Genomic DNA, 14234 nt, shown 5'->3' with positions numbered 1-14234 from the left:
CTTTGCGCCATTCTGTCTAATCACACCGGTTTGATCCGCGTGACTTGAAGAAAGACACCAGCCCACCGATCAGAAAGAACGCGGGGATCAGGTACTGAAAGGCCTTGGCGAAAATCTCCACGGCAGGCACCCAGGCATGCGCAAGAGCTGCGTTGACAGCGGCAGTGACCGGCATTGCGGCGTGAGCCGCAGCAGCATCATTTGGAACGGCCATTGCAACATGCTGGGCGAGGTGTGCGCCGAATAGGTCAAAGAGAACGTAAGCGCCGGCCGCCAGCAGAACATCAGCCCACCAAGGGATGCGCGAGGCCAAAGTCAGCAGCAATTCGGCGGTGGACGGTGTTTGTCGGGATGGCATCGTTGCGAACGGCCGGTCTCGTTTTCTGAGCAGTTGCGATCAACGCGGGTAGTGTTGTCTGGCTGAAGGACGTTCAAGACCTCCAGCCGCTCGGTGACTTGATACACCACGATGTAATTGGGGTGCGCAACCAATTCGCGCGTGCCTGGAATGCGCCCGGCGCGGTACAGGTAAGGATTGGCTGCGGCCGCCGTGACGGCCATTTCGATTTATGCCTCTAAACCATTTTCAGTTTTACCTGACTGTGCGTCAGGCAGGCGTTGAGCAGTCGTAATGGCAACTCGGCTTCCCACTCACGTCGGTTGAACCGGTAGCAGAACTCATTGAGATACTCTTGCAGATATTTGGACGACACGCCGTGATAGGTGCCCAGCAGAAACGCCTTGAGGTTGCCGATGGCAATATGTACCCAAGGCAGCCATTCGCCCGCCTTGTCGGGCGGCGTCACCCGTGCGGCATGGTGCTGCGTCTTGCCAATTTCCACCAAGGCAGACAGCGCATCGCTACGCACCAACTGACTGGGCGGGAGATGACGTTGAACAAACTGCGCCACCGTTTCACGGGTGACGGCTGCGACCTGCTGCATGGCGATACACCCGGCACGCTTGGGCACCTCGAATTACCAGGTTTCTGAGCTGATGACGACGTGACCATGCTGCGATCGAGTGCATTTATGGGTGGTTTCGGGGTTGGTTGGCCAGCTTTTCCGCCTTCTCTGGCCCCGATCCGGTCGTTTTCGACCGGTCCACGCCCATTTCGGGCCTCAGAACGGCTGCGGACCGACCTCCATCAGCGTGCACAGACGGCGCAGGTTGTAGGCCGCCGCCTTCCAGTGCAGATGCAGCGTCGCCCGATCCAGACCGATCGAGCGCAACGCCTTGCCGCCCATCTGCTCCAGGCTGGCATAGATGTGCTCCACGCGAGCTCGGGTCTTGGCGATGCGCCGGTTACGCCGCTCCTGGCAGTCCGACAACGGTTTGCCAGCCTGTCCCTTGCGCTGGATGTGCATACGCCAGCCCTTGGCCGTCAGGCGCTGCTCGCGCTCGCCGTCGACGTAGCCCTTGTCGGCCCAGACATCGCGGCTGGTGTTGCCCGCGTCGAGCACCGGCTCGAAGTGCAGCGTGTCGTGCTCGCTGGCCGTGCTGACGTGGATCTTGCGCACCAGCTTGTGCCGCCGGTCCACGCTGGTCGAGAGCTTGTAGCCGAAGTAGCTCTTGCCGTGCTTCTTCGTCCAGCGCGCCTGTACATCCTTCTGCCGACGCTTCGAGGGCGACCACTCGGCCGGCATCGCGTCTTGCTGAACAATGGCCTTCTCGTCCTTGTTCAGCGTCTGCTTGGGCACCGGCACGATGCTGGCATCGATCATCTGCCCGCCGCGCGCGATGTAGCCGTGGCGATCGAGTTGCCGATTCACCGCCTCGAAGATGCGCTCGGAAGCCCCGGCCTTGATCAGCCTCTCCTTGAACGTCCAGATGGTCGTGCGGTCGGGCGCCTGCGAACTCTGCCTCAGCCCCACAAAGCGCTGGAAGCTCAGACGGTCCAGAAGCTGGAACTCCATCTGCTCGTCGCTGAGGTTGTACATCTGCTGGATCACCAGCACCCGAACCATCATCTCGGTCGGAAACGGCGGCCGGCCGCCGCGCTCGCGGCCAGGCCGGGGCGCGGCCTCGTCGATCTCCTCAGCCAGCGCCGCAAAGTCCACGTGCTCCGCCAGCTTCGCGCACGCGTCCCCGATCTTGTCCAACTTGGTTTCGCGTTCTTGCTCCGCGAACAGACTGACCTTGATCATCTCCACTTCCTCATGCCCCCGACACAGGCAACATCATGCCAGCGTCCGGGCGGTTTTTCGAGGTGCCCGCTTGTCCCGGTTCTCGACCGCCACCAGCACTGCGGACTTGCCCGCGGCGCCGCGTCCGCGCTTTCCGCTGCGGCGGCCGCCCACCAGGGCATCGTCGATCTCGATCAGGTCGTGCAACCGATAGATGCTGTCCCGGTGTCCCATGGCCATGCGGATCTTGCGCAACATCCGGCTGGCCGTGATCCAGGAAACCTCGATTTGTTTGGAAAGACGCACGGCGGAAATGCCACCCTTGTCCGAGGCCGCCAGGTAGATCGCCCAGAACCACTTGGCCAGGGGCAGATTGGTGGAGTGAAACAGCGTCCCCGCCGTGAGCGAGGCCTGGTAATGGCACTTGGAGCATTCGCAGGAATGGCGCGTGCTGATGACATAGCCATGATCATGCCCGCAGCGCGGGCAACGGAACCCTTCCGGCCAGCGTTGCCGCGCCAGCGCTTGGGCGCAGGCTTCTTCCGTTCCATACCGTTTCTGCCACTCCAGCAGGTTGGTTTCTGTCGCTTTCATGATTCAACCCCTTATCACATTGATCATGAAGGGTTAGTCAGGAAAAACTGAAAACGGTTCAGAGGCATATTTCGATTTGATCGGCCAGGGCTACGGCAGCGGGTTCGTTGCGCGCGGCGATGAAAGCAGTGATGGTGGCTAAGCCCTCGAGGGCAGATTCCCTCCAGTAGATCGGCAGCATGCCTAGCTGGCGTCTTTGGCCTGGCGGCGTGCCGCTGCATCGGCAATCACCTGATGGATACGGGCCATGGCCTGATCGTGCGGCACAGCCGGGCGCGTGTCGGCCAGGCTTTCCAAGACGCGCTGACGAAACCAAGCATCATGCGCCTGCGCCTCTTCCTGCGTGGCGAACTCAGATTCAATGGGGGATAGGACGGCATTCATGGCCCACAAGTTACGCCAGAATGGCTCGCAAATCCAGTACGACGCGCTGCATGGGACTTACGCGAACAAGACAGAAGGAATCGAACTGTCCAATCATGCGGATTCCGCCGCTCGCCAAGCCGCGCTGCCACCGCGCTGACCGGCCTTTCCATCGCGCCGGCCGTCCCGACCGCTCCAGACTGTCCCCAAGCCTTCCTCGTCTTGGTCGTCTTGGCCGCTTGAACCTCACCCACCCCGCCCCATCCCCGCCCCGCGCTGTGGCGCATCCAGGCCCTGCTGACGCTCGGACTTGCGCTGCCGCATAGCCTCACGCTCGGCCTGCACAATGGCCTGCAGGTCAGGATCCGCAACCCGGATGTTCAGACGGGCCGCCTCACGCGCGGCGCGCGCCCTGAACTCGGCGCTGCCCTCGATCTTCACCACCCCATAGCGCTGCTCGGCAAGCTGCAGGGCCGCTTGAAGGGCGTCCTGGGCGGTGTCGACCACCTGGATCGTCGGGCCGGTGTCGATGAAACCGATCCGGCCGTCCGTGCTGCGCGTGTAGCGCACCACGTTGCCGTGGGCCTCGCCCTGGTAGGCCAGCATGCCGCGCGGTGTGGGCGGCTCCAGCTCCTCGCCGGCTGCACGCAGGACACCGACCTGCTCGCCACGCCGGTAGTCCTGCGCGGCCTGCTGGCCATGTTGCTGCCGCAGCCAGTCCTCGATGCTCGGGAACGCAGGCGCCCTCGCGACCTTCCGCCGGGCTTTCTGGTCCTCGATCATCCGGGCCTTCGCGCGAGCGTGCTCGGCGGCCAGAAGACTGCGCATGACGTTCAGGGCCACGCCCTTGCCCCTCCAGTCGCCGCCCAGAACGTCCTGGCGTTCGGCGGCGTGCGTCTTGGCCAGCGCACGGCGCTCGGCAACAAACTCGGCGTTGACTCCCAAGCGCAAGCGCTGGGCGTGTTCCTGAGATTCCCGGCGTGCCTTGGCGTAGTGCGCAAACGTCGCCGCCGGGGTCGCTGCAGGCCGGATGGGCTCGGGCGCGGGTGCGGCGGCGACCTGCAACCCAGGGGGCGCAGGCTGATAGTCGCCCAGGCGTTTCTGCAGCTTGCCCAGGCTGAACGGGCTGCCCACGTCGCTGGCCTTGATGGGCTGCTCCCCGACGTAGAGCAGCGCGCCGGAGCCTTTTTTCTCGTACCGCATGCCGATCGCGGCCAGCTCGCGGTGCAACTGCTCCCAGCTCGCGACGCGCTTGAGCATCGGCGCGGCCCGCTCCTGCGCCTGGCGCACGGCGGATTTCTCGCCGGTGCGGATTTCTTGATCGCGCATCGGTTGCGGCAAGGGCGGGCGGGGGTTGGCCGGATCGACTTCGGTGAGACGGCTATTCCGCACGGCCCAGCGTGCCCCTGGCTCGCGCATCCAGCCGTGGTCGTGGTCGATCAGGGCGCTGACCTGCTGCATGGCCTCATGCGTCCAGCCGTGGTGGATCTGCTTCGCGCGTCCCGTCAACGGATCAACGCGGTTGAGCATCACGTGCAGGTGCCGGTTGTCGGTGTCGCTGTGCAGGCCGTAGAACGCCTGGTGCTGCGCCATGCCGAAGTGCTGGAGCAGGGTCTGCACCACGGCGTCGCATTGCTGCGGCGTGGGGCGCTCGAAGGCGGGCCAGGAGACGACGAGGTGCTCGATGGGATCCAGGCTGCGCTTGGCGTCTTGGGCCAGCGCCAGCATCTCGGCTTGCTGGGCGGCATAGTCGTCGCTGAGGAAGCCGACGGCGCCGAAGTGGAGGCATGTCTCGCTGCTGCGCGGGTCGCGTTCTTGGCCTCCTCGAATGTAGTCGGACAGGCTGCGGACACGGGCGCCCTTGCCGGCGGACTTCTTGGGGTTGGGGACTTGTTTGACGATGGTCATGACGGGCCCCGGCTGAGGTGTTCGATGGCACCGACGATGGCGCGCAGGGCCTGCGCGGCGGTGGCGGTGTGGGCGCCGCCGGTCTCGTAGACGTGTTTGATGAGGCCGCCCTGGCGCCGGAGCTCGCGGATGAGGGCGGCGTCGGCCGTGGCAAGGACGGGGCGGCCGAGCGCGCGGCGACGCACAAGGTCGGAGACCGTGAAACCGGCGGCATCGGCGATGGCGGTGAGCTCGGCCCACTCGGCAGGGGTCAGGCGCACGCGCAGCATGTGGCTGCGGGGGGCGGCTGCGGGGGCGAAGGTTCCGTTGGGGCGGCGGGGCATGGCGTTTCTTCGGGGTCAAGGGGCGGCGCCCTGTGCAGGATGGATGGCATGGAAGAAGCGGAGCGCCGACCGTGGCGTTGTGGCTGGCGGCGGAAGTGGCGATAGCCGCTGTAGCAACAGCTACCATCCTGTATACAACTACAATGTACTAGATAATTGGTATTTTTCCAAATGCTGATTAGAATGTTTTGCGTCACGGTCTTGGACGAATGAAACGATCCATCTGAACAGGTTGGCAACAAACTGAGGGGACGATATGGAACGGTTTGACATCGATGAATACGCAAGCAAGGCTAAGAATGCATTGGCGAAGCTGGAGCAGTCGCAGAAGCCTGGGCAGGTTGTCGGTGCGGGCTCGAAACTGGATGTGCTGCGGGTGGTCGAGGCGGAGATCAAGGCGCTCTTGGAGAAGGGTTATACGGCTAAGCAGATTGCTGAGGCTTTGAAGCAGGATGTGTTCAGTATTTTGCCGAAATCGATTACACAACTCACGCATGCGATGGATCAACATGCGGGGAACAAACCGAAGAAAAAAGTCGCACGCAAAGCAGCGACAGGGGCGGTCATGGAACAGCAAGTTGGGGCGGCAGAGGTGAAGAAGAAGTCGCAGCCTCCGATTGCACAACCAGGGTCTTTTGTCGTGAAACCGGACACCAAGGATTTGTGAGCATGAACAAGGTCTTGATGGTGGGTGGTGGCAAGGGTGGCGTGGGGAAGTCGTCGGTCGCCATGGCGCTCCTGGATACGCTCAAACAGGCAGGCCATTCGTGTGTCTACGTGGAGACGGACGATAGCAACCCGGATGTTTACAAGGCGGTCCATGCATCCGTCCCAAGTGAGATCTGTAACCTGGACAGTGAGGCGGGATTCATCAAGTTGGGTGGCCTGGTCGAAACGAACAAGAGTGGTTGTATCGTGGTCAACACGGCGGCGCGGGCAACGGATGCGCTGGTGAAGTTCGGCGGCATTCTTTGTGATGTGTGCGCGGAGCAACAGCGGGAGCTGGTGATGCTCTGGGTGCTGAACCGGCAGCGGGATGGTCTGGAGTTGCTGCGCAACTGGATGGACAGCGAACAGCCCTACAGCGGGGTCTATGCGGTGTTGAATACGTACTTCGGGGAGGCGTCGAAGTTCGTGCGCTACAACGACAGCAAGCTCAAGACACGCCTGTCGGGAACGATGGTGTTCCCGGAATTGAATGACCTGGTGGCCGACAAATTGGTGGATTGCCGCGCGGCGCTTTGGGATGAGGCTCGGGCGGCGATGTCGATTGCCGAGCGCTCGGCGCTCAACCGCTTTCGCATCGCGGCGCGTGACGCGCTGGGGGGAGTGGTGTGAGTGACCTGCGCGCATCGATCCAGCTCATCACGGGTGCGGAGCCCACGCCGCAGACGCTGCAACGGGTGCAGGCGATTGCGCACGCGCTGGGCATTCCAGCGAATGACGCGATGTTTCCGATCCTGGTGATGCTCGATAGCTACCACGGGGCGTTCTCGAAACTGCCAGCAGACGTCGCTGCGTCGAACAAGCAGGCGGCTGAACAATCGGCCAGGCAAGCGGCGGCGCAGGCGCAGGCGGAGGTGAACAAGGCGGTGGCGGCCTTGGTGCCGACCGTTGAGCAGGCCGTCGGGCGTGCCGCGGCGGGGGCCGTGCGGCGTATTCAGTTCGGGCGCTCGATGTTCTCGCTGGTGGCGGCCATGCTGGTGCTCGCCGTGGCCTTCGGCCTGGGTTGGGTGGCGGGCGCGCAGATCCTCTACACGGCCGAAGCGGGAAAGCTGGCCTGGTCGATGTTTTTGACGCAATCCGGCAGCGGCATCGGCCTGGGCGTGGCCGCGGGGAGTCTGCTGCTCTACGCACTCACCGGCGCGGGCGAAGGCGAAGGCACCGGGTGGCACGCTGCGGCTGGTTTGGCCGGCTTGAGCCTGGTGGGCCTGCTTGGCTGGAGGATTTTTGCCCACTGACCTGGCACGCTGGGCAACCCAGTCGCTTGGCATGCGCTCGAGCGCTTCAAACGTGGGCGGCTGGCACACGCCTGGGCTGCACGCAGAGATGCAGACCCATGGCTTTGAGGATCGCCGAAAAACTGCTCAAGGCCGGATTCCCCTCGGGCGACAAGGTGCGGTAAAGCTGGGTTGGATTGAGATGCGCTTGTTCGGCGATCGCTTGCACGCCGCCGAAGGCTTTGGCCATTTGCCGCAGCACAATCAGGAGCTCGCCTTGGTCACCGTTCTCGTCTTCGAGAATGCTGTTGATGACTTGCCGGGCAAACTCCGGGTCTTGCCGATAGAGCTCGGCCATCGCGTCGTCATGTGCTCGGCTTTTCATGGGGAAGCTCCTTGTTGCCACTGCCGCCAATAAGCGCAGGCACGACTGATGTCCGCATCCTGCGTCCGTTTATCACCACCACAGAGCAGCAAAACGATCTCTTGGCCTGCCATGGCGTAATACACCCGATACCCGACCCCCACGTCGATGCGCAACTCCCACACGCCATCACGACAAAACCGATGGTCGCCGAAGTTACCCAGTTCCATGCGGGTCACGCGTCGCACGACGGCAATCTTGGCGGTCGTGTTTCGCAAGGTTGCCAACCAATCCACGTACACGTCGCGTCCATCGCTGAGCGTGAGGTAGTGTTGGATCGCGTACATGACTAATTTTCGTCTATAAACGAGTGTCAGTCAAACCCGCCTGTCGCGCAACTTCTCACTCGCGCGACGGCATCAACCAACCATCGACACACAAACGCTATCTCGCTATCATTCTGGTTGTTTCATCCCCAACCCGTTAGCCGACATGTCGCAAATCCTGGTCCGTCACCTCGATCCTGGGGTCAAGCAAGCGCTGCAGCGCCGTGCGCGTCAGCATGGGCGCAGCATGGAGGAAGAGGTGCGCAGTATCTTGCGCGCCAGCATCGTGATGGATGCGCCTCCCGCCCTCCCTCTGGGTCAGCGCATGGCTGCGCGGTTTGCCCAGGTTGGGCTGTCTGCGCCGATTGCCGAGATGCGCGGCTTTGCTGCTCAGGCGGCGGACTTGAGCGGTTTGGGCTGAGATGCATTTGCTCGACACGGGGTCGTCTCAGAAAACGGAAAATAAAGCACGCTAAGCCGATTGCAGCGGCCATAACGTGTTCTGCTCGACTACGAGGAAGTTTGGGACACAACAGGATCAGGGCCACCGAGTTTGGCGATGGCGCGCACATAGACCAGCTCGCTGAGTAGCTCGACAAGAGTTTGCGTAACGACGATGGCTGGCAATACGGGTATGGCCCCAGGCACAGCTAGAGCAAGCGGCAATACAACAAGGGAATTTCGAGTGCCTGCGCTGAAAGCGATGGCTCGGCCGGCAGGGGCATCAAGGCGGAACAGTCGGCTGATGCTCCATCCGATCAGGGGAGCGATCACAGCAAAGGCGATATAAAAGGGAATCACACCCAAGGCCGCCTCGGTCGCCGCGCCGAGCTGCGGCACCACGGCCGCAATGACCACGAATAGGACAAGGGCGGTCGCTGGTACTGGCAATAGACCAAGTGCCGCCGAGGCCTTTTCACCGGCCCGGCTTCGAGCTGCCCATAGCTGCACAAGCCCGGCAAGGGCGAGTGGAACCGCGATCAACCAGACGAAGGCATGAACGAACGGGCCGGGCTGCACGAGGGTTGCGGCATCGTTCCCGAGAAGCAGGCCGAGATAGACCGGCAGCAGCAGCATTTGCACAACCAGGAGCGTAGGGGTGGCCGCCAGTAGCAGACGCGCATCGGCACGACCGAGGTGCGAGAACGTAACCACGTAGTCAATGCAAGGCGTCAGCAACACCAGCAGCACGCCAAGTCTCACCATAGGGTCCGATGGTAGGAATTGCACCATTACGGCCACTAAGAGCGGCGTTACGACGAAATTCGTGATGAGCAGTGCGGCAAGGAACCGGCCGCGACCAAAGGCCCGGCCAAGGTCGGCCAGGGGCACTTGCAGGAATGTCACGAACAGCATGAGTGCAAGCGACGGGTTGACGCCACCCTCAAGCGCTGCGGTGCCGGGGACGCTCAAAGCGACAAGCGCAGCCAACACAACTGCCCCGAAGTAAATGCCGACTTGGTGCTTCTCGAGTATTTCCCGGATGTTTTGCATGTCTCTACTTCGCTCACTTGTGTCAAATTAAGCTATACCCTAACGCAACGTCAGGGAAGCGACTGCAATCGCGTCAGAATAGAGTCGAATACTAAATTTATTGACACAATCAGTCAAGAGTAATAGATTTCACCCTGACACATTTCCCTTTGGAGGCACCTTGTACGGTCAACGCATCGGCTACGTTCGCGTCAGCAGCTTCGACCAGAACCCGGAGCGGCAATTGGAAGGGGTTCAGGTGGCGCGGGTATTCACCGACAAGGCATCCGGCAAGGACACCCAGCGTCCCGAGCTGGAAAGGTTGCTCGCCTTCGTGCGCGAAAGTGACACCGTGGTGGTGCACAGCATGGATCGGTTGGCACGCAACCTGGATGACTTACGCCGCATCGTGCAGGGTCTGACCAAGCGCGGCGTGCGCATTGAATTCGTCAAGGAAAGCTTGGCCTTCACCGGCGAAGACTCACCGATGGCGAATTTGATGCTGTCGGTGATGGGCGCGTTTGCCGAGTTCGAGCGGGCCTTGATCCGCGAGCGGCAGCGTGAAGGGATCGCGCTCGCCCGGCAGCGGGGTGCCTACCGGGGTCGCAAAAAGTCACTGAACGATGAACAGATTGCCGAACTGAAACGGCGCGTCGCGGCGGGAGAGCAAAAGGCCCTGATCGCCAGAGACTTCGGCATCAGTCGCGAAACCTTGTACCAGTACCTGCGCGAGTCCTGAACATGCCGCGTCGTTCCATTCTGTCCGCCACCGAGCGCGAAAGCCTGATGGCATTGCCCGATGCCAAAGACGATCTGATCCGGTACTACGCGTTCAGCGAAACCGACCTGTCGGTGATCCGTCAGCGGCGCGGGCCTGCGAATCGGCTTGGCTTCGCCGTTCAGCTTTGCTACCTGCGTTTCCCCGGGGTCATCCTGGGCGCTGATGAGCCGCCATTTCCGCCCTTGCTGCGCATCGTGGCGTCACAGCTCAAAGTGCCGGTTGAAAGCTGGGACGACTACGGACAGCGGGAGCAGACCCGGCGCGAGCATCTGGTGGAACTGCAAACGGTGTTCGGCTTCCAGCCTTTCACCATGAGCCACTACCGGCAGGCCGTGCACATGCTGACCGAGCTGGCCATGCAAACCGATAAGGGCATCGTGTTGGCCTGCGCCTTGATTGAGTATCTGCGGCGGGAGTCAATCATCCTGCCAGCGCTCAACGCCATCGAGCGCGCCAGTGCCGAGTCCATCACCCGCGCCAATCGGCGCATCTACGAAGCCCTGTCGGAGCCACTGGCGGACACGCATCGCCACCGCCTCGACGATCTGCTGAAACGCCGCGACAACGGCAAGACGACCTGGCTGGCCTGGTTGCGCCAGTCGCCCGTCAAACCGAACTCCCGCCACATGCTCGAACACATCGAACGCCTCAAAGCCTGGCAGGAGCTCGACCTGCCTACCGGCATCGAGCGGCTGGTTCACCAGAACCGGCTGCTCAAGATTGCCCGCGAGGGCGGCCAGATGACGCCCGCCGACCTGGCCAAGTTCGAGCCGCAACGGCGCTACGCCACCCTCGTGGCGCTGGCCATCGAGGGCATGGCTACTGTCACCGACGAAATCATCGACCTGCACGACCGCATCCTGGGCAAGCTGTTCAACGCCGCAAAAAACAAGCATCAGCAGCAGTTCCAGGCGTCCGGCAAGGCCATCAATGCCAAGGTGCGTTTGTACGGGCGCATCGGCCAGGCGCTGATCGACGCCAAGCAATCAGGCCGCGACCCATTCGCCGCCATCGAGGCCGTCATGTCCTGGGACGCTTTCGCTGTGAGCGTCACCGAGGCGCAAAAGCTCGCTCAACCCGATGACTTCGATTTCCTACACCGCATCGGCGAGAGCTACGCCACTTTGCGCCGCTACGCGCCGGAATTCCTTGCCGTGCTCAAGCTGCGGGCCGCGCCCGCCGCCAAAGACGTGCTTGATGCTATCGATGCGCTGCGCGGCATGAACACCGACAACGCCCGCAAGGTGCCTGCCGACGCGCCGACCGGCTTCATCAAGAAGCGATGGGACAAGCTGGTGATGACCGACACCGGCATCGACCGGCGCTACTACGAGCTGTGCGCGCTGTCGGAACTCAAGAACTCGCTGCGCTCGGGCGACATCTGGGTGCAGGGTTCACGCCAGTTCAAGGACTTCGAGGACTACCTGGTGCCGCCCGAGAAGTTCGCCAGCCTCAAGCTGTCCAGCGAATTGCCGCTGGCCGTGGCCACCGATTGCGACCAGTACCTGAGCGAACGCTTGGATCTGCTGGAAGCGCAACTTGCCACGGTCAACCGCATGGCGCTGGCCAACGACCTGCCGGACGCCATCATCACCGAGTCGGGCCTGAAAATCACGCCGCTGGATGCGGCGGTGCCGGACACCGCGCAGGCGCTGATCGACCAGACGGCCATGGTCCTGCCGCACGTCAAGATCACAGAATTGCTGCTTGAAGTCGATGAGTGGACGGGCTTCACCCGCCACTTCACGCACCTGAAATCGGGCGATCTGGCCAAGGACAAAAACTTGCTGCTGACCACGATCCTGGCCGATGCGATCAACCTGGGCCTGACCAAGATGGCCGAGTCCTGCCCCGGCACGACCTACGCCAAGCTCGCCTGGCTGCAAGCCTGGCATACCCGCGACGAAACCTATTCGACAGCGCTGGCTGAATTGGTCAACGCCCAATTCCGGCATCCCTTCGCCGAGCACTGGGGCGACGGCACCACGTCATCGTCGGACGGCCAGAACTTCAAAACCAGCAGCAAGGCCGAGAGCACCGGGCACATCAACCCGAAGTACGGCAGCAGCCCAGGACGGACGTTCTACACTCACATCTCCGACCAGTACGCGCCGTTCCATACCAAGGTGGTCAATGTCGGCGTGCGCGACTCGACCTATGTGCTCGATGGCCTGCTGTACCACGAGTCCGACCTACGCATCGAGGAGCACTACACCGACACGGCGGGCTTCACCGATCACGTTTTTGCGCTGATGCACCTGCTGGGCTTCCGCTTCGCGCCGCGTATCCGCGACCTGGGAGACACCAAGCTTTACATCCCAAAGGGCGATGCGACCTATGACGCGCTCAAGCCGATGATCGGCGGCACGCTCAACATCAAGCATGTCCGCGCGCATTGGGATGAAATCCTACGGCTGGCCACCTCGATTAAGCAAGGCACGGTGACGGCTTCGCTGATGCTCAGGAAACTCGGAAGCTACCCGCGCCAGAACGGCCTGGCCGTGGCCCTGCGCGAGCTGGGCCGCATCGAGCGCACATTGTTCATCCTGGACTGGCTGCAAAGCGTGGAACTGCGCCGTCGCGTGCATGCCGGGTTGAACAAGGGCGAAGCCCGCAACGCGCTCGCCAGGGCGGTGTTCTTCAACCGGCTGGGCGAAATCCGCGACCGCAGTTTCGAGCAGCAACGCTACCGGGCCAGTGGCCTCAACCTGGTGACGGCGGCTGTCGTGTTGTGGAACACGGTCTACCTGGAGCGCGCAGCGCACGCCTTGCGTGGCAACGGCCATGCCGTCGATGAGGCGCTGTTGCAGTACCTGTCGCCGCTGGGCTGGGAGCACATCAACCTGACTGGCGATTACCTGTGGCGCAGCAGCGCCAAGGTCGGCACAAGCAAGTTCAGGCCCCTACGGCCGCTGCAACCGGCTTAACGTGCTTTATTTTCCGTTTTCTGAGACGACCCCAGATCCAGAAAGCGCTGCGGCGTTTCAAGGCCAGCAGCAACTGTCCCAGCAGACCACAGACCACGGCAACGATCTGCAGGGCGGTCACTAGGCCGGCATGACTGGACAGGAGAGCGGTGGGATTGGGCAGTGGCATGGATGAGGGTCAGCAAAGCACACCGGCAAGGTTCAGGCCACCAGCGTAGCAAGCCGCGGGCCAGCCTTGGCGGCCAGCGCGCGCTCAATGTCATTCATCCCATCGAGCAGATCGCGCGTCAGCGGATCGCGCCAAGGAGCTTCGATTTCGGCCTGGGCCCACAACCGCAGCACGGCGCGGTGATGCCGCAGGCGCCGTGCGGTCAACCCCACCCCAAACACCGCATCCAGGTCCCACGTCAGCCGCCGCCCTGCCCTGGTGCCGGTCACCAGAATGCCCAGGCTCTGCAGCCGCCGCACACAACTCAGGATGTGTGAGGTTGCACGGGGGGCACAGCAGTGATGGACAAGGACGCATTGTGCCCCGGCCCGAGGTCGGCGCGCACACCTGGCGAGGGCGAGACCTCGAGAAAACCCCGCAGGATGCACCAAAACGGTCCAGGAGCGGCGAACAGGTTGTGCCGAAGGGAGTTGCTTTCGCCGTGCCCAATCAAGCCACCCAGAAACCGTGCCTGCCTTGCCACATCACACTTTGCAAAACCGCCTTGGATTTTGGCGAGCATCGCAGCCCGCGGGGTCATCGCGGGCAAGACGCGCAGCTTGGGGGTCTCAAGCGCGTAGCGCGTTTTTTCCCCGCGTAGCGGGGGCACTTGAAGAGGTTGTGTTTAGTGCCGATGTGTCCCGGATGCCGTGCGCGAGAAGGCTACTTGTCCACAGCCCCCGAGTAAGGATAAAGATCTTTTAAAGGTTAAAACAAGGATAAAAGGATAAGCCGCACAATTGGGCTGTTTTTTTCAAGGCGCGATAAACACTTAGAGAATCGACCCGCGACCTGGATAGCCTGCTAGGGGGTGATTTCAGGGGGCAAATCAGCCCCCTCTTGTGCATTTTCGAGGCTTCGGTTGCCATGTTTCGCCGACCCGCGACCTGGATAGCCTGCC

At 62.5% G+C, this 14234-nt stretch carries 18 protein-coding genes and 2 pseudogenes; 7 read left to right on the top strand and 13 right to left on the bottom strand.

Features of this window, described 5'->3' with window-relative positions; all coding sequences use genetic code 11:
- Nucleotides 1-16: 16 nt before the first annotated feature.
- From THIX_RS00090 to THIX_RS00065, 7 genes and pseudogenes are all read right to left on the bottom strand, one after another.
- The gene (locus tag THIX_RS00090) at nucleotides 17-325 is read right to left on the bottom strand and encodes a hypothetical protein (protein ID WP_112484324.1); all 309 of its coding nucleotides are present in this window, start codon (nucleotides 323-325) and stop codon (nucleotides 17-19) included.
- A complete protein-coding gene (locus THIX_RS00085) occupies nucleotides 316-561 on the bottom strand; it encodes a type II toxin-antitoxin system RelE/ParE family toxin (protein WP_199195207.1) in 246 nt (81 codons plus the stop codon). Before THIX_RS00085 ends, THIX_RS00090 begins: the two co-directional genes overlap by 10 nt.
- A gap of 14 nt (nucleotides 562-575) precedes the next feature.
- Nucleotides 576-965: pseudogene (locus THIX_RS00080) on the bottom strand (IS1595 family transposase); the annotation flags it as partial.
- 156 nt (nucleotides 966-1121) lie between these two features.
- The gene (locus THIX_RS00075; protein WP_112484323.1) at nucleotides 1122-2147 is read right to left on the bottom strand and encodes an IS5 family transposase; all 1026 of its coding nucleotides are present in this window, start codon (nucleotides 2145-2147) and stop codon (nucleotides 1122-1124) included.
- Between the two features lie 63 nt (nucleotides 2148-2210).
- A pseudogene (locus THIX_RS00070) lies at nucleotides 2211-2720 on the bottom strand (IS1595 family transposase); the annotation flags it as partial.
- A gap of 58 nt (nucleotides 2721-2778) precedes the next feature.
- Entirely contained in the window at nucleotides 2779-2901 is a 123-nt protein-coding gene (locus THIX_RS24535) for a hypothetical protein (RefSeq protein ID WP_255421413.1), read from the bottom strand.
- 2 nt (nucleotides 2902-2903) lie between these two features.
- A complete protein-coding gene (locus THIX_RS00065) occupies nucleotides 2904-3104 on the bottom strand; it encodes a stability determinant (protein ID WP_112484322.1) in 201 nt (66 codons plus the stop codon).
- Here THIX_RS00065 and THIX_RS23260 point away from each other — a divergent pair.
- Complete coding sequence (locus THIX_RS23260) at nucleotides 3103-3243, top strand: hypothetical protein (protein ID WP_156055332.1); 141 nt, start codon at nucleotides 3103-3105, stop codon at nucleotides 3241-3243. The genes THIX_RS00065 and THIX_RS23260 overlap by 2 nt on opposite strands.
- An 86-nt stretch (nucleotides 3244-3329) precedes the next feature.
- On the opposite strand, the gene traI is transcribed toward THIX_RS23260, so the two are convergent.
- Nucleotides 3330-4991, bottom strand: coding sequence for a TraI/MobA(P) family conjugative relaxase (gene traI, locus THIX_RS00060; protein ID WP_112484321.1), 1662 nt, complete (start codon nucleotides 4989-4991; stop codon nucleotides 3330-3332).
- Nucleotides 4988-5314, bottom strand: coding sequence for a MobB mobilization protein (locus tag THIX_RS00055; RefSeq protein ID WP_232054372.1), 327 nt, complete (start codon nucleotides 5312-5314; stop codon nucleotides 4988-4990). Before THIX_RS00055 ends, traI begins: the two co-directional genes overlap by 4 nt.
- Nucleotides 5315-5570: 256 nt before the next feature.
- Here THIX_RS00055 and THIX_RS00050 point away from each other — a divergent pair, with 256 nt between their 5' ends.
- The 3 genes from THIX_RS00050 to THIX_RS00040 are packed head-to-tail and all read left to right on the top strand — an operon-like array spanning nucleotide 5571 to nucleotide 7275.
- On the top strand, nucleotides 5571-5981 hold the full coding sequence (locus THIX_RS00050; protein WP_112484320.1) for a hypothetical protein: 411 nt from the start codon (nucleotides 5571-5573) through the stop codon (nucleotides 5979-5981).
- 2 nt (nucleotides 5982-5983) lie between these two features.
- A complete protein-coding gene (locus tag THIX_RS00045; protein ID WP_112484319.1) occupies nucleotides 5984-6652 on the top strand; it encodes a protein mobD in 669 nt (222 codons plus the stop codon).
- Nucleotides 6649-7275, top strand: coding sequence for a hypothetical protein (locus THIX_RS00040; RefSeq protein WP_112484318.1), 627 nt, complete (start codon nucleotides 6649-6651; stop codon nucleotides 7273-7275). Before THIX_RS00045 ends, THIX_RS00040 begins: the two co-directional genes overlap by 4 nt.
- Nucleotides 7276-7321: 46 nt before the next feature.
- Here the strand turns inward: THIX_RS00040 and THIX_RS00035 are convergent, their stop codons facing one another.
- Nucleotides 7322-7639 carry a DNA-binding protein gene (locus THIX_RS00035; RefSeq protein WP_112484317.1) on the bottom strand — a complete coding sequence of 106 codons (318 nt, stop codon included), beginning with the start codon at nucleotides 7637-7639 and terminating at the stop codon, nucleotides 7322-7324.
- Nucleotides 7636-7965, bottom strand: a complete 330-nt coding sequence (locus THIX_RS00030) for a type II toxin-antitoxin system RelE/ParE family toxin (protein WP_112484316.1) — start codon at nucleotides 7963-7965, stop codon at nucleotides 7636-7638. Before THIX_RS00030 ends, THIX_RS00035 begins: the two co-directional genes overlap by 4 nt.
- A 145-nt stretch (nucleotides 7966-8110) precedes the next feature.
- On the opposite strand from THIX_RS00030, the gene THIX_RS00025 reads away from it, so the two are divergent.
- Nucleotides 8111-8365 (top strand): toxin-antitoxin system, encoded by a 255-nt coding sequence (locus THIX_RS00025; protein ID WP_112484315.1) that lies wholly within the window; start codon nucleotides 8111-8113, stop codon nucleotides 8363-8365.
- Nucleotides 8366-8454: 89 nt separating this feature from the next.
- Here THIX_RS00025 and THIX_RS00020 read toward each other — a convergent pair whose 3' ends face one another.
- Nucleotides 8455-9438 carry an arsenic resistance protein gene (locus THIX_RS00020; protein ID WP_112484314.1) on the bottom strand — a complete coding sequence of 328 codons (984 nt, stop codon included), beginning with the start codon at nucleotides 9436-9438 and terminating at the stop codon, nucleotides 8455-8457.
- 160 nt (nucleotides 9439-9598) lie between these two features.
- On the opposite strand from THIX_RS00020, the gene THIX_RS00015 reads away from it, so the two are divergent.
- Nucleotides 9599-10156 (top strand): recombinase family protein, encoded by a 558-nt coding sequence (locus THIX_RS00015; protein ID WP_012478189.1) that lies wholly within the window; start codon nucleotides 9599-9601, stop codon nucleotides 10154-10156.
- A 2-nt stretch (nucleotides 10157-10158) separates the two neighbouring features.
- Entirely contained in the window at nucleotides 10159-13125 is a 2967-nt protein-coding gene (locus THIX_RS00010) for a Tn3 family transposase (RefSeq protein WP_112484313.1), read from the top strand.
- A 201-nt stretch (nucleotides 13126-13326) separates the two neighbouring features.
- On the opposite strand, the gene THIX_RS00005 is transcribed toward THIX_RS00010, so the two are convergent.
- Nucleotides 13327-13563, bottom strand: a complete 237-nt coding sequence (locus THIX_RS00005) for a hypothetical protein (RefSeq protein WP_158540749.1) — start codon at nucleotides 13561-13563, stop codon at nucleotides 13327-13329.
- Nucleotides 13564-14234: the final 671 nt, after the last annotated feature.

It is taken from the genome of Thiomonas sp. X19 (assembly GCF_900089495.1).
Lineage (GTDB): Bacteria > Pseudomonadota > Gammaproteobacteria > Burkholderiales > Burkholderiaceae_C > Thiomonas_A.
Note: the sequence above shows the minus strand (reverse complement) of the source record. Positions and strands in the feature narration are given on the sequence as shown.

What these genes read in the sequence shown, in the direction of transcription:
- THIX_RS00065 (WP_112484322.1), bottom strand. Translation starts at nt 3,104, where the DNA reads ATGAATGCCGTCCTATCCCCCATTGAATCTGAGTTCGCCACGCAGGAA.
- THIX_RS00045 (WP_112484319.1), top strand. Translation starts at nt 5,984, where the DNA reads ATGAACAAGGTCTTGATGGTGGGTGGTGGCAAGGGTGGCGTGGGGAAG.
- THIX_RS00030 (WP_112484316.1), bottom strand. Translation starts at nt 7,965, where the DNA reads ATGTACGCGATCCAACACTACCTCACGCTCAGCGATGGACGCGACGTG.
- THIX_RS00020 (WP_112484314.1), bottom strand. Translation starts at nt 9,438, where the DNA reads ATGCAAAACATCCGGGAAATACTCGAGAAGCACCAAGTCGGCATTTAC.
- THIX_RS00050 (WP_112484320.1), top strand. Translation starts at nt 5,571, where the DNA reads ATGGAACGGTTTGACATCGATGAATACGCAAGCAAGGCTAAGAATGCA.
- THIX_RS00085 (WP_199195207.1), bottom strand. Translation starts at nt 561, where the DNA reads ATGGCCGTCACGGCGGCCGCAGCCAATCCTTACCTGTACCGCGCCGGG.
- THIX_RS00025 (WP_112484315.1), top strand. Translation starts at nt 8,111, where the DNA reads ATGTCGCAAATCCTGGTCCGTCACCTCGATCCTGGGGTCAAGCAAGCG.
- THIX_RS00075 (WP_112484323.1), bottom strand. Translation starts at nt 2,147, where the DNA reads ATGATCAAGGTCAGTCTGTTCGCGGAGCAAGAACGCGAAACCAAGTTG.
- THIX_RS00055 (WP_232054372.1), bottom strand. Translation starts at nt 5,314, where the DNA reads ATGCCCCGCCGCCCCAACGGAACCTTCGCCCCCGCAGCCGCCCCCCGC.
- THIX_RS00035 (WP_112484317.1), bottom strand. Translation starts at nt 7,639, where the DNA reads ATGAAAAGCCGAGCACATGACGACGCGATGGCCGAGCTCTATCGGCAA.
- traI (WP_112484321.1), bottom strand. Translation starts at nt 4,991, where the DNA reads ATGACCATCGTCAAACAAGTCCCCAACCCCAAGAAGTCCGCCGGCAAG.
- THIX_RS23260 (WP_156055332.1), top strand. Translation starts at nt 3,103, where the DNA reads ATGGCCCACAAGTTACGCCAGAATGGCTCGCAAATCCAGTACGACGCG.
- THIX_RS00010 (WP_112484313.1), top strand. Translation starts at nt 10,159, where the DNA reads ATGCCGCGTCGTTCCATTCTGTCCGCCACCGAGCGCGAAAGCCTGATG.
- THIX_RS24535 (WP_255421413.1), bottom strand. Translation starts at nt 2,901, where the DNA reads ATGCTGCCGATCTACTGGAGGGAATCTGCCCTCGAGGGCTTAGCCACC.